Origin of the sequence: Staphylococcus sp. HMSC34C02 (assembly GCF_001838705.1) — a bacterium.
Lineage (GTDB): Bacteria > Bacillota > Bacilli > Staphylococcales > Staphylococcaceae > Staphylococcus > Staphylococcus borealis.
Genome location: NZ_KV838587.1, coordinates 1 through 13,998 on the forward strand (window position 1 = coordinate 1; position 13,998 = coordinate 13,998).

Genomic DNA, 13,998 nt, shown 5'->3' on the forward strand with positions numbered 1-13,998 from the left:
TAGTCATCAGTCCAATTTATTATAGAGCCAAATTATTTTCTAACTAACGCAATGATTCCTGCAACAATAATTAAAATGCCTGATAAGTAACCAAAAAATCCTAATAAATATATATGAATAATTGCAGCAATAATGAGTATAATTCCAATTAAAATACGTCTTTTATTTATTAAACAACTCAGAGCTAAAGTAATAGCACATAAAATAATAGAACTAGTGGCTACAACAGTCATTAATCCTGTTAATTCAGAACCATACCTTCTATCATAGTCTGTAAGTATTAGCGCTATTAATCCTCCAATAATACCAAATATACTTCCTGTTATTCCTAAAATCATTTCTAAAATCCGATTCGTTGGTTTAGGTTTATTCATGTCTATATACGCCATTGTTGTCTCCTTCTTTATGCTGCATCATCTTCAGAAGTTACATCTTCTGAATGACTGTCTACTGATGGCTCATCAGAACCAGGTCCACTTGAATTGCCATCAGACTCTGATGCTTCATTGGCAGCTTCTTCAGCTTGTTGTTGTTCATATTCTTCTTGTGCCAATTGATCTTCATATGCTTGCATTGCTTTTTCATATTCCTTTTGTGCTTTTGCATTTTCTTTTTCATATAATGCTTCTACACGTGCCTCTAATTGATCATATTCAATTTCTAATACATCTTTAGAGACATGGTTCATCTTTTCCCCGTCAGTAAGTGAATTATATTCATCTACTAAGGCATTATACATATATGCTGGATACGTCACACCAACATCAGCTTGATCTGTATCTTTAGTTTTATTATTAGTGGTTGATTCTGACTCATCTTCAACATCAGTAGTTGAGTCAGCCGAAGTATCTTTGGTGCCATTTGAATTTTTAATTTCTGATTTATTGATAATCCATTGGCCTCTTATTTTATTGAAGTTAGGTACTGTATCTAACTCTAACGTGTATTGATCACTATCGGGTACATCATAGGTAATGTAACCTGAAGCCGTGTTATTATGATTCAATTGATGGCTGAACCCTTCATGCATGTCTTCGCTTCCATACCATTCTTCATAATTCTCATTATTCACTTTCATACTAAAATCTGTATTATCCATTAAAACTTGATCATCATTATTATTTCTAAATTTTATGTATACTCTCAAGGCTTTGCCATTTTCAGGCGCATTGTAGTCAGTGTAATGATCAATAAATTCCGCTTTAACAACTTTGATATCTACACCATCAGCATTCACAACTTGTCCTATTTTAAATTTCTTCATTTTGTCCGTAGCTTTTGCCTTGCTATTTGATTCTTCACCCTCAGCCTCATCCTTATTGTCGCTGAAAGAACATCCTCCTAAAAAATTAAAAATATAATACTTATAAAAAATAATCTTTTCATATTAGCCTCCTCATCTTTTTTGCAAATTAAAAGAATACTATTTACATATATTATTTTATATTTTAAAACTCAAAAAGCAATATATTTTTTATATTTAATTTAATTAATTTAGTAGATTAGTGCGTTACAAAATTTTGCAAACCAAAAATAGATGCTTATTCATAACTTTTTCAGAATTACTTTTTAGACTGATATTACAAATTGAGATAAAAGGAGTGTATAAGAATGACTAGCATCATATCATCAGTATTATTACTCATTGCAATGTTGAGTTTGGCCATAGCTTTTTTAACAGGCATATACGAAACACTTTCGTGGTTAAGGGACAAAGATTATTCCCCAAATTTTAAATTGCCTATATTATTCTTTTTATTATACGTGCTATTCTATATACCAACATTTATACTAATCAATTAAACATAAAGGTGGATTATATGAAATGATTCGTTAAACTTCCTCCACAATTACTAAAATTAAGTGTCTGGATATGATTACTAGAGAAATAGGAAGGGAGCGGGACAGAATTCTTTTGAATTCGTCGTCCCACCCCCGCTTGCTTTTCAACAAGTATGAAACTCTAAAGTTCTCTCTTAAAATTATTTTATCGCATCATTAACTATCGTTTTAAATGTACGTTGATCAATGCTATTGTTCTTCTCTTGTTGCGCAACAATACGTTGTTTAAATTGTTTTTTATCTTGTGCGACTTCGTTCAATATTTCAATTAAATGTTGTGGTTCACTTTGCTGAGTGATATTCTTTTCTGAAATAAATGCACGGCGATGTGCGGTTTCATCATAAGCTATAATCAATTGATTATTAAGCATTGCACGCTCAATGGCATTTACAATTTCGCCACCCTTATTGATATCTAAATAAACATCGCAAGTTGCGAATAAGTGATGAACTTTTTCTTGAGTAATGGTTGGATAGAGTTTAACGTTATCATATTTGCCTAAGTCCATTAACTTAGCTGACATTTCAGTAATCGCACCTATATGAAATTGATAATCTTTGCATTGCTGTATGATCTTTTCCAAATTCGGAATATCATCAGAATTTGTTAAATTGAGTATTTGTTTCGTATATTGATTGGATTTCTGATAATCATACACATAACCCGCTTCACGAATCAATGGACGGTAGTGTGATGCAATATTGGATGTAATATCTTCAAACTCTACACGATCTGGGATAATTACACTTGCATGAAAGCGCCCATTATCTAACAATAACTTCATATTTCCCGGGACATCTCCATGACTCTGTTCTTGCCAAAATAACACTGCATTTGCAATATGATTCGATTGGTATAATACAAAGAAAGGTGTCGCTAATGAATTAATAAAGACGTCTGATGTATCAACATCTAATTGTTCTAAGAAGAAGCTGATAAAGTCCTGTTTCGTCGCAAAGAAATGCGACTGACCTTGCCAATCTAAGACGATATCATTAGTGACAAAGTTCTCGTATAATACCTCATTGCCTTGTCGATCCACATACGTTTTCAAGATTGCCGTTTTATTTAAATCATATATCGTTTCCGCATATTTAAAGCCAGCTTTATTGTAAAAATCAACCGACCGCAGTTGACCATTTGTATCAAACCATTCTACAAAGTTTACGATTCTATTTTTAAAGTGTTCACGATAAAAGATACGACCTCGAACATGACCGTTATCTATAATTTCAGCTTGATCATGATTACCTTTAATTTCCCACAATGGTGGTACTTGAACTTCATTGAAAAAGGCTGCTTTATCACTATCCTTATGTTCGTAATTTGCAAAAAATTGATAAGGTGATATAAAGCCGTCAGGTAAAAAACCATCATCGTCCATCACAATAGTTTGATGCTGAAATCCTGCAAGTTGAAGTGATTGTTGAAGTTTTTGTGATGCTTCATCATATTTTTCAAATAAATTAATCATATAGCACCTCATCGATTAAATTTTGCCATTTTTGCGTAATATACTCGGTTTTAAATGGTTCTGCTATAGTATACGACGTATCATGTGGTTGCTTAGGTCCATCATTAAAATACTGCACGATTTTCTCAGCCATATGATCAGTAATAACCTCGATATCTTGGTTATCCCTATCGATAGGAATGAGGTAGCCATTTTCACCATGCTTAATAAAGGTTGGATTACCATAATTCACATCAAACCCTATCATTCCAAGTCCTGAACCTACCGCTTCCATTAGCGTTAAGCCAAAGCCTTCGCTTGTTGATGCCGACATAAACAAATCATAGTTGGCATAGATATCATCTAATTTCACATGCCCTTTTAGCTGAATATAATCTTGCGCTTGATGTTCCGTAATAATGTCTTCAATCTTCGTTCTTTCGTTTCCATGACCATATATATCAAATGTTAACTGTGGTACCTCTTTTTTAGCTTTAATGACCGCTAGCGCTATCCAATCTACATGCTTTTCACTCGCTAATCTTGAAGCTGTAAGCATTGAATATGGCTTTCTCTCCGTCTTTGGATAACTCAATTGATGTAAGCTACCAACAGGTATGGTACGAACACGAGGTTGATGTGCGGTATAGGTTTCGAATTGTTCTGTTAGAATCCGGTTTTGTAGGTCTGTTGCTGTAATGTAAAAATCAATATAAGGTGCTTGCGTAAAAACATATTCATAATAATTATTCCACAAAATATAACGGTCATCTGTAGCATTGTCACTATAATGTTCTGCATGCACAACGATGCCGACTTTACTTTGTCCTTTATGTTCCAAAATCGCTTGCCCCACTTCAGTTGAGCGATCGATAATGACAACATCATTCGCGCTTAAGTTTAATTTCTCCATGAAATAAGCTACAAACGCTTGTTTACTGTATAAACGTGCATCATCAAATATATACACACTGGATTCTCCGTCAATATGTTCCTTATAAGCAATAGAACCATCTTCATTATAAAACTGTCTCTTATATAACTTGGCACGATTTTCATAAGGTGCATAATACTCTGAGAATGTACGTACATAGCTATAGTAATCCTTTCGCACTAACATACCGTTAATGACAAATTCTGCACGATCGACAATTGTGTCATTTTCATTTTTTAAATAACAAGTCACATATGAATTATCATTTCCAATGTATAAACGAATTGTCTTACCCGTGATGGTTTGGGCAGTGACAGGATTACCTAAATCGTTAATCAAATCATCAATGGTATACGTTGTTGGTGCAATGGGAATATCACTAAAATATTGATACAACCATATCACTTCATCATCTTTAAACCCGATATTGGCTGTTAACGTTTGAATATTTTCTGCGGAAATAAAGTCCAAAAAAATAAATTTAGCTGGTTGATTGACCGCTCTTAATAATTTAGCACGATAAGCTTGAGCATATTCTACACCACTGCTCGCCCATCCAATGCCAAAATTGATATTGTATATTGTCACTTATGAACACCTCATTTTAAGGGAAATGTACTACTAAATCTTGCTCTTTATCAAACGTTAAAATACTTAAGCATAAATTACGAATGATTCCTCGTTTAATATTAATCAGCATCATGTCATAGGTTTCTAGCGCTACTTTATGATACTCGAAAATCGCATTACGTTGACCATTTTGTCGGTTATTGACACTCGCTTTAAGTTGTTGCAGTTGATCAACTTGACTGATCCATTCAGCATCGATTGCTTTTAATATCGCTTTTTGTTGAAAACGTAATTTAAAATAATCATTACCTGCAATTTCCATATTATATTTTAGTTGCTTGTTGAATTGTTGTATTAAATAATCGATGGTTTGGTCACGGGTTTGGATATGTTGGCTAATTGATGTGTCATGGAAACTAAAACTCAATTGCTCATATATATAACGCACAATGTCATCTTCTGTATCAATTCCCCTTGTTCTCAAATCATAGTCAAAGACATCACGCGCTAATGTATCATAGTCAAATCCACTAAAGTCAGATGTTTCAAGGATACGATTGCGTTCTTCATACACACGATCACGTTGAATACCAATACTTTTTTCAAATTCATTCGCCATCTCACGTGCCATCATTGCAGTTTCTTCAGATACACGTTGTGCTTTCGTAACGATGCCCCTCACTTTATTTCTGAAAAAGGGACTATTTTGTAATTTCACTGAATCAATGTTTCTTAGTTTCTCATTTTCAGCTAACTTCGACTTACTCCATCGTTTAACAATATAGTCATCTAATGACACATATATCTGTGAAACGCCTGGATCACCTTGGCGACCTGAGCGTCCACGTAATTGTCTATCAACTCTACTATTCTCCATATGTTCATTGATAATCACAGCTAAACCGCCGAGTTCATGTACGCCGTCACCAAGTTTAATATCTGTACCTCGTCCTGCCATACTCGTTGATACTGTAACAGCACCAAGTTGTCCTGCCTCAGCAATCATTTGTGCCTCTTTGGCAACATTTTGTGCAATCAATAGATTATTAGGAATATTTTGTTTAAACAATTGTGCTGAGAAATATTCAGCCGCTTCTGCAGTTCTTGTAATTAAGAGTACCGGCTGTTTAGTAGCATGAATATTGACTATATTTTCAAGTATCGCCTTATTCTTATCTTCGGATTTCGCATAGACACGATCTTCTTTATCATTACGTATAATCGGATTGTTTGTTGGAATTTCTACCACTAATTTAGAATACAAATCGAAGAATTCCTTTTCACCTAACTTGCCCGTTCCCGTCATTCCTGAAAATTGATGAAATAACTTAAATAAATTTTGGAACGTAATTGTCGCCATGACACTTAAATCTTGTGATAAATCTACAGATTCTTTCGCTTCAATAGCTTGATGTAGACCAGATTGTAGTTTCGTACCTGGCAACATTCGTCCTGTAATACGGTCAATCAGTACAACTTCACCATTGTATATAAAGTAATCCAAATTATCTTTAAATAAATATTTCGCACGTAATGATAAATTGATGATACGTACTAAATCAAAATGTTGTGGTAGATAGATATTATTCACTTTAAAATAATGATTCGCTACATCAATACCTTTATCTGTAAGCCACACTTCTTTTTTGTTTAATTTTACTTTGAAGTGCTTATCCTCGATTAACGTTTCTACAAACATTTTTACAATGTGAAATAAATTTGATTGGACACGTGGCGCACCAGAAATGACTAGTGGTGTTTGTGCAGCATCCAATATAATAGAATCTACTTCATCAATAATCGCAAAGTTTAATTCAGGTAAATATTTAGCGTTAATATGATCTGCTAGATTATCAAATAAATAATCAAATCCTAAACGGCCATTCGTAGTATAAATAATGTCATGATGATATAATGCTTGCTTTTCATTATCGGCATAGTCATAGTCAGGACTATCAACAAATCCAAGTGACGCTGTTAAACCTAACCATTCATACAACGGTCTCATTTCTTGAAAGTCACGATTAGCTAAATAATCATTCGTGGTAATTAGAAACGCACTTTTACCAGTGAGCGCGTTTAAATAGAGTGGCATAGTTGCTGTTAATGTCTTACCTTCTCCAGTTTGCATTTCTGCAATATTACCTTGATGCATAACAATCGCACCCATCACTTGAACATCTTTCGGATACATACCTAACACACGTTTCGATGCTTCACGAATCGTTGCGTACGCTTCAGGTAACAATTTATTTAAAGTCGTTTCATTATTAGCCAAACGTTGTTTAAACTCATCCGTCTTAGCTTGTAATGCTTCATCTGAAGATCGACGCATTTGTTCACTTAATCGATTGACTGCTGTCAATTGCTTCTGTAACCGTTGCAAACGCATTGAATTAATCACGTTACTTACACGACTAGTCATTTTGACCACCTCTCATATCGCTTCTTACGCCAAATATGACCCGATTTAATACGTCTAAATTCACTTTACTATCTACAATCTCATGCGCTACAGTATCCGCTTTATCGATTTCTTGAATTTTAATATTTTTGAAAAAGAGATGCGACAAACCAGCATTAATTAATTCAATTTTATAAGCATAAGCTTCATCAGGAAATTGAAATGTAGTATCACTGTGTTTAATAATTAAGTACGAATGTTCAGTATCATTTTTACGATAAAATGTCATCTTAATATAGGCACTTCCTTGTGGCTGCGCATCAAAGTTCAACAATACATTATAGTGATACCCCTTTTTCAAAATAGGAAGTGAGGGCACAGTCTTATGTTCGCTAAATGTGGTTAACATATGCCAATCATGTATCACAGTTCCTGACGGCATTAACGGATTATTAAATTCTGTCCCCTCATCTTGAAAGCGCAGTTTCGTCCCATACATAAACGTTCCCGTATTAATATGACGCCACAATAATGTGTAACTATTTAATACTGACATTGCTATCTCTCCCGAATTGATCTTTTAGAATAATGTTATAAAAATTGACAAACCAGCTAGTAATGGTAGGTGAATCATCATTATGTCGTCCTGGTACACCACGGCTCATCATATGTGCACCTTGTTTTTCCAATACTTGTGATACATTTTGGAAGGCTTTGGCGTCGTAATCATCATTGTGCATGTATGCAATAGCAAAGATTGTATGCGATAAATGACTCGCTTTTAATTTGTCCCAAAATCGTGTATCCAAGCGTTGAATGTTTGGCATTGCGTTATCTCTTTCATTCGCTAGTAAAACATCATTCGCTGTTCCAAATTCATTAGGCCGTAACAATTTCATATTATCTGCTATCGTTCCAATATTTAACAATGGTTTCCCTACTACAACTGCAGCTGGTTCTAATTGAGCTGCATAGTATAAGGCCCCAAATGACCCCATCGATAGTCCTGATAGTATGAGCTCATCATGTTTAAAACCTAGAAAGTCTAAGGCATGGCGTATTACGTCGATGACCCCTTGTTCAAATGTTTCGGATCCAAGGTAAAATGAACCACCTTCAAGTCGAGGATCTCCAATTAAAATAAATGGCGCGTCCATCTTATTCATCATAAAATAACCTTCAAATCCTTCAGCAGGTCGATAACCACTAAAATACACATTGAGCGGTGGTTTCATATCACCTGGATTGAAATAATGAATAAACTCATCTCGTTTCTCATCAGCAAAACGTTGTCCACCCATAATAAATTGTCCCATTTCTAATCGTGACCAACGTTTATGAATCGCACCAATACGTAACTTACCTTTACCTTTTGCTTTAAGCGATACACTTATATTGGCTTGTTCTGACCACATTGGCATTTGAATAGGTTGTGTTAAATCGTGCTGTAGATAACGTAAGGTCACATCTGGAAAGTTTGCGGACCATACTGGGGTTAGTCTAAAGGTATATTCAATTTCGACATCCCCATCAATCACATACTCCGGCCAAATTTCATTAACGATGTTCTTATCATTAACTAAATTTTGCGTCCACGTAACTAAAGGTTTAAAAGCGTCACCAAAGTCTCCTTCTAGAACGAGATATTTATTTCCTTCATATTCATACGTTCCTTGAAAATTTGGATTAACCATCGTTTTAATTGGTGATATCCTATCACCATATTGCCCAGGAAATGTCACAGCTAACAATTTATGATGTAGCTCTTCCTCAGTTTGATAATTAAGTTTCTTTACAAATTTGTGTTGGATTAATGGCTCATCATCATATTTTGGAGACCACATTTGTGCATCAATGACCGTATTATGTGGTGTTGTGACGATTTGTAATAAATCCATTAACTCAGGTGAGTAAGCACTTGGTACAAATACTAAATCAAAGTTACCAAACGTTTCTATAATACTTTTCACGGCCTCGATATAACCACTATCGAATGTGAATAATGCATCATCTAGATAATCCCATTCAACACCTTTTTTACTATCAAATAATGGTTCTAAATCTTGCCCACCCACTTGTAAAATTCTAAATTTACGTGCCATGCATTTCACCTTCAATCAAACGATGTAATCGTTGAATAATCTTTTCTGAACTAAATTCATTACTCAACTTTATAGAATGCGCAAATGAATAGTTCCAATTCTTTAAATTGACTAAGAAATAATCTAAAGCTGTACTCAATTGTTGAATCTCTTCAATGACTAAACCATTTAACTTATGATCAACATAATCCGTTTCTCGCATATTTATTTGAGGTACACCCGCACTAATACTTGAAATTTGTAAATATAAATCCGGTTCTCGATTTAAATCTACAATCACTCTCAATTGTGACATTTCTTTGATTAAATCTTCTTCGAAAGGCACATAAATCAACTTAACCTTTTCCACTTCGTCTTCAACTAACTCCGTTTGTAATATATCTTGAACCTCTGGCGAGAATGACTCAGTCTCTGTATTTAATACTTTATTTAATTGTTGAATCTCATCTTTGAACCATTGTGGTATATCACTTTCAACTGAACGCGTTAATACATGTAGCATTGTTTGCTCATGTTGATTAATATATTGACTCAGTTGATCCATAACTGAGCGTAAGTCGTTATCTTTAAGTTCACCTAACCAAACACCAATATTTGTTTCATATAATTGACTACTCATATTAGGTAATATTTGTGCATCAAAGGGTGTCACACGCATTGTTTCAAAAGGTAAATAGTTAGGATTTTGAGCTATAAATTGATCTAACAATATCGTGTTCTCTTGCGTATCCACGATACAGTGATTCGCTTTACCAATCGTCTCTAATAATGCAACATTGATCATTTTATTTCTCTGCTTAAATATCGAAAAACACATATTCTCTGGTTTAAATGTATCTATCATTAAATGATTATGTCGTTCATCTGCAGCAATAATTATTTTATCGTCATCTGCTAACGTCGACATATGATATTGCTGTAATTTTTCATGGATAAGTTCATCCATATTTTTATACGCTTTCTTTTGAAAATGATCATCAAATTCTGATTGAATCGCTACCCTCTGCGTCGTAAAATTTTGAACCATCATACATTGACCGTCTACATTTAAATAATATCTATTCACAGGTACTTGCGCCTCATTGTATGTCTCAATAGCTGACACAAACCCTCTGTCATCAAATATAAATTTACGACTGAGCCTATTCTCTTCATATGCTTCGATATAGAGTAGATAGCCTTCTTGACTAAAAATAATTTTGGAAAATTGATTATCACCTGTAATAGCTATCACTTGATAAGGTGTATAGATAAATTCCGTATCCTCAGGCCAAGATAACGTTCTAAAATCAATCGCTATAGGTGTGAGATACGTCGCCCCTTGTATGTCATCAAACAGAGACCAGTAATTGATTTCATAAAGTTCATGACGATGTAAAAACAGACGCAACATAGGATTATAATTTAAGATGATTGTATTAAATGATTCATCATTTTTATGGTGCATTGACATTAAACTTACCATGTCATCAAATTCTGTCGTTTTTCTTTTTTTATAAAAGGGCTCAACAGCGCTATCCCACCAATTGTTCGAATCATACCATGCAGGTATAAACTGTTTCATAATTATCCCCTACCAATATTTATTCAAGATTTGCTTGTAACGATCAAAGTATAAATAGGTGCGAATCGTCTCACCAATATTAATACTGATATAAACTAAAATAATTAATTGCATTGAAAAGTAAATTTCTGTGGATAGATTAGGCACTAACAATGTTGAATATAATGGCACTGCTAAAATCAGAGCAACTAATATGGCGCCAGTCCAACATACCTTTCTTGCTTTACTATTTAAATATTGTTCTGTCTCACGACCCGGACGTATAGCATCAAAATAATTTCCATTCTTTAGAAATTCATTTGCTTTTTTCTTAGTGTTAATTAAGAAACGTGACAGCAAGTAACTTAGTACGATTTGTAACACAATATAAAACGTAATGCCGATTGGACTAGCAAAACTTAAAAATTCTAAACTTGCATTAGTACCAAATAATGATGCTATTAAATGAATCAAGTTATTAAGCAATACATAAACTGATAAACTGATCATAATTGAAATACTCCCAGCCGGATTCAATTTCCATGATAAATACGTCGGTGTCTTCTGCGTCGTGTTATTCATCATGTCTTTATAAGGAAGTCGATATTCCGATAACTCAATAAATAATAAAACGAGTAATACAACGATTAATGTCACAATAACTAATATGAGTAACACGACACTTACGTTAAGTTTGAAAAAATGTTGATTGTTAAATAAAGACTTAATCAAACTCGTTAATACAATAGGCATAGGTCCACAGATACCATATGTGATGTTTTGATCAGCTAACCAAACCAATAACATTGTCCCTGTAACAAGAACTAGCATAAGTAACATGACATTTGAATCTTTAATAAAGTTATTATGAATATACGTATTGATTACAAAATAACTTTGAAATATCGCAAACACTATCGTTATAATTCTTTCCTTGTAATGCTTTTCAGAACGTGTTTGTTTCGTAGCTTGATCCAAATTTCGATAATTCAATAGCATAATGATAACTAGCGACGTTAACCAAGGACCAAGACCTAATGAGAACACATTTAACATATGAAGATCTCCACCCACATTCGAAACCGCTAATTTAAAAAATGTGTCTTTATTATCATATACATCATTCGAACCTACGATTGAAATATGACTCCCGAAAATGTAGACAACCAATATAAAACAGGTAAATACAATCCTCTTATATAAAACCTTATATTCACGATTTTTTATCATAATTCCACCTAAAATTTTAAAAATAAAGTTTTTTACATTATATCAAAGAGGCTAAAGATATTAATTAGTTTGGTTTATACATACATTATTCCAACCAATAATTATACTTTAGCCTCTTTTTTTAAGGATAGACAATCACCTTATTAACAAGTGATTATTTTACAAATCTATCTCCCTAATGAAATAGTTTATTGTTCTGATCCTTTATTCTTTTTATCTTTCTTATTTTTACGAGAATTTCTAACTAATCCTAACCCCGCTAACATTGCTGCAACTGCTGATAATAATCCAGTCGAATTAGATTCCTTACCACCTGTTTCTGGCAAGTCGTCTTTAGCATCATGTTGTTGTGCGTTGCTATGCATTTGTGAGTCATTGTTACTTTGTGATTCCGAAGTACTTAGCGACGTACGGCCTGTTTCACTTTCTGATGTTGATGTTGAATGACTTAGTGATGTGCTTGGATTTGTCGATGTGCTCGTGCTTGTTGATGTTGAGCCACTTGTTGATGTACTTGTACTTGTTGATGTGCTCGTGCTTGTTGATGTACTTGGACTTGTTGACGTGCTTGAACTTCCTGATGTTGAATCACTTGATGATGTACTTGGACTTGTTGACGTACTTGAACTTCCTGATGTTGAGCCACTTGTTGACGTACTTGCACTTGTTGATGTGCTTGAACTTCCTGATGTTGAATCACTTGCTGATGCACTTGTACTTGTTGATGTGCTCGTGCTTCCTGATGCTGAGGCACTCAATGATGTGCTTGCACTTGTTGAATCACTCATGCTTGTTGATGTTGAGTCACTTGCTGATGCACTTGTACTTGTTGACGTGCTCATGCTTCCTGATGTTGACTCACTTGCTAATGCACTTGTACTTGTTGATGCGCTCATGCTTCCTGATGTTGAATCACTTGCTGATGCACTCATGCTTGTCGAAATACTTAATGATGTGCTTGTTGATTCAGAAGCAATGTATGATGGTAAATCAAATTCTGGCAATGAATGGCTTTCAGGTTTACCCATACTAAATGATATCGATGTGCTTGAATTATCTGAATTACTTGCACTTGTTGAATCACTCACACTTGTTGATGCTGATGCACTATCTGACGTACTTGCACTTGTTGAGTCACTCACACTTGTTGACGTTGATGCACTCAATGATGTGCTTGCACTTGTTGAGTCGCTCACGCTCGTTGATGTCGATGCACTAACTGATGTGCTTGCACTCGTTGAGTCGCTCACACTTGTTGACGTTGACGCACTTTCTGACGTACTTGTGCTTGTTGAGCCGCTCACACTTGTTGATGTTGATGCACTATCTGATGTACTTGTGCTTGTTGAGTCACTTACGCTTGTTGATGTTGACGCACTATCTGATGTGCTTGTACTTGTTGAATCACTCACGCTTGTTGATGTTGATTCACTATCTGATGTGCTTGTGCTTGTTGAATCGCTCACACTTGTTGATGTTGACGCACTTTCTGATGTGCTTGTGCTTAATGAGTCACTCGTGCTCGTTGATGTCGATGCACTATCTGATGTACTTGTGCTCGTTGAGTCGCTCACACTTGTTGATGTTGATGTACTATCTGACGTGCTTTCACTTGTTGAGTCACTTGCACTCGTTGATGTTGATGCACTCAATGATGTGCTTGTTGAATCACTCATGCTTGTTGATGTTGACGCACTTTCTGAGGTGCTTTCACTTAATGAGTCTGAAAGACTCGCACTTTCTGAGCCACTTAATGATGTGCTCATACTTGTTGAGTCACTCACACTTGTTGACGTTGATGCACTCAATGATGTGCTTGCACTTGTTGAGTCGCTCACGCTCGTTGATGTCGATGCACTAACTGATGTGCTTGCACTCGTTGAGTCGCTCACACTTGTTGACGTTGACGCACTTTCTGA

At 34.8% G+C, this 13,998-nt stretch carries 11 protein-coding genes; 1 reads left to right on the forward strand and 10 read right to left on the reverse strand.

What is annotated here, in order from left to right; all coding sequences use genetic code 11:
- Nucleotides 1-32: 32 nt before the first annotated feature.
- From HMPREF3239_RS08290 to HMPREF3239_RS12655, 10 genes are all read right to left on the reverse strand, one after another.
- Nucleotides 33-389 (reverse strand): hypothetical protein, encoded by a 357-nt coding sequence (locus tag HMPREF3239_RS08290; protein ID WP_070855326.1) that lies wholly within the window; start codon nt 387-389, stop codon nt 33-35.
- Between the two features lie 14 nt (nt 390-403).
- Nucleotides 404-1,264 carry a DUF4352 domain-containing protein gene (locus HMPREF3239_RS08295; protein WP_239469371.1) on the reverse strand — a complete coding sequence of 287 codons (861 nt, stop codon included), beginning with the start codon at nt 1,262-1,264 and terminating at the stop codon, nt 404-406.
- A gap of 718 nt (nt 1,265-1,982) precedes the next feature.
- A complete protein-coding gene (gene gtfB, locus HMPREF3239_RS08300; RefSeq protein ID WP_070855329.1) occupies nt 1,983-3,317 on the reverse strand; it encodes an accessory Sec system glycosylation chaperone GtfB in 1,335 nt (444 codons plus the stop codon).
- A complete protein-coding gene (gene gtfA / locus HMPREF3239_RS08305) occupies nt 3,310-4,818 on the reverse strand; it encodes an accessory Sec system glycosyltransferase GtfA (protein ID WP_070855331.1) in 1,509 nt (502 codons plus the stop codon). Before gtfA ends, gtfB begins: the two co-directional genes overlap by 8 nt.
- A 16-nt stretch (nt 4,819-4,834) precedes the next feature.
- Nucleotides 4,835-7,225, reverse strand: a complete 2,391-nt coding sequence (gene secA2, locus HMPREF3239_RS08310) for an accessory Sec system translocase SecA2 (protein ID WP_070855334.1) — start codon at nt 7,223-7,225, stop codon at nt 4,835-4,837.
- Nucleotides 7,218-7,760, reverse strand: a complete 543-nt coding sequence (gene asp3 / locus HMPREF3239_RS08315; protein ID WP_070855336.1) for an accessory Sec system protein Asp3 — start codon at nt 7,758-7,760, stop codon at nt 7,218-7,220. Before asp3 ends, secA2 begins: the two co-directional genes overlap by 8 nt.
- Nucleotides 7,744-9,306: an accessory Sec system protein Asp2 gene (asp2, locus tag HMPREF3239_RS08320; RefSeq protein WP_070855338.1), complete on the reverse strand. Its 1,563-nt coding sequence runs from the start codon at nt 9,304-9,306 to the stop codon at nt 7,744-7,746. Before asp2 ends, asp3 begins: the two co-directional genes overlap by 17 nt.
- Nucleotides 9,296-10,870 (reverse strand): accessory Sec system protein Asp1, encoded by a 1,575-nt coding sequence (asp1, locus tag HMPREF3239_RS08325; RefSeq protein ID WP_070855340.1) that lies wholly within the window; start codon nt 10,868-10,870, stop codon nt 9,296-9,298. Before asp1 ends, asp2 begins: the two co-directional genes overlap by 11 nt.
- A 9-nt stretch (nt 10,871-10,879) precedes the next feature.
- Nucleotides 10,880-12,079, reverse strand: coding sequence for an accessory Sec system protein translocase subunit SecY2 (gene secY2 / locus HMPREF3239_RS08330; RefSeq protein WP_070855343.1), 1,200 nt, complete (start codon nt 12,077-12,079; stop codon nt 10,880-10,882).
- Between the two features lie 188 nt (nt 12,080-12,267).
- A complete protein-coding gene (locus HMPREF3239_RS12655; RefSeq protein ID WP_204194304.1) occupies nt 12,268-12,444 on the reverse strand; it encodes an LPXTG cell wall anchor domain-containing protein in 177 nt (58 codons plus the stop codon).
- Between the two features lie 91 nt (nt 12,445-12,535).
- On the opposite strand from HMPREF3239_RS12655, the gene HMPREF3239_RS12660 reads away from it, so the two are divergent.
- Nucleotides 12,536-13,998: hypothetical protein (locus HMPREF3239_RS12660; protein WP_305367115.1), on the forward strand; the 1,463-nt coding region annotated here is incomplete at its 3' end.

Coding starts and splice junctions, on each gene's coding strand:
- HMPREF3239_RS08290 (WP_070855326.1), bottom strand. CDS start 389: ATGGCGTATATAGACATGAATAAACCTAAACCAACGAATCGGATTTTA.
- HMPREF3239_RS08295 (WP_239469371.1), bottom strand. CDS start 1,264: ATGAAGAAATTTAAAATAGGACAAGTTGTGAATGCTGATGGTGTAGAT.
- gtfB (WP_070855329.1), bottom strand. CDS start 3,317: ATGATTAATTTATTTGAAAAATATGATGAAGCATCACAAAAACTTCAA.
- secA2 (WP_070855334.1), bottom strand. CDS start 7,225: ATGACTAGTCGTGTAAGTAACGTGATTAATTCAATGCGTTTGCAACGG.
- asp3 (WP_070855336.1), bottom strand. CDS start 7,760: ATGTCAGTATTAAATAGTTACACATTATTGTGGCGTCATATTAATACG.
- asp2 (WP_070855338.1), bottom strand. CDS start 9,306: ATGGCACGTAAATTTAGAATTTTACAAGTGGGTGGGCAAGATTTAGAA.
- asp1 (WP_070855340.1), bottom strand. CDS start 10,870: ATGAAACAGTTTATACCTGCATGGTATGATTCGAACAATTGGTGGGAT.
- secY2 (WP_070855343.1), bottom strand. CDS start 12,079: ATGATAAAAAATCGTGAATATAAGGTTTTATATAAGAGGATTGTATTT.
- HMPREF3239_RS12655 (WP_204194304.1), bottom strand. CDS start 12,444: ATGCATAGCAACGCACAACAACATGATGCTAAAGACGACTTGCCAGAA.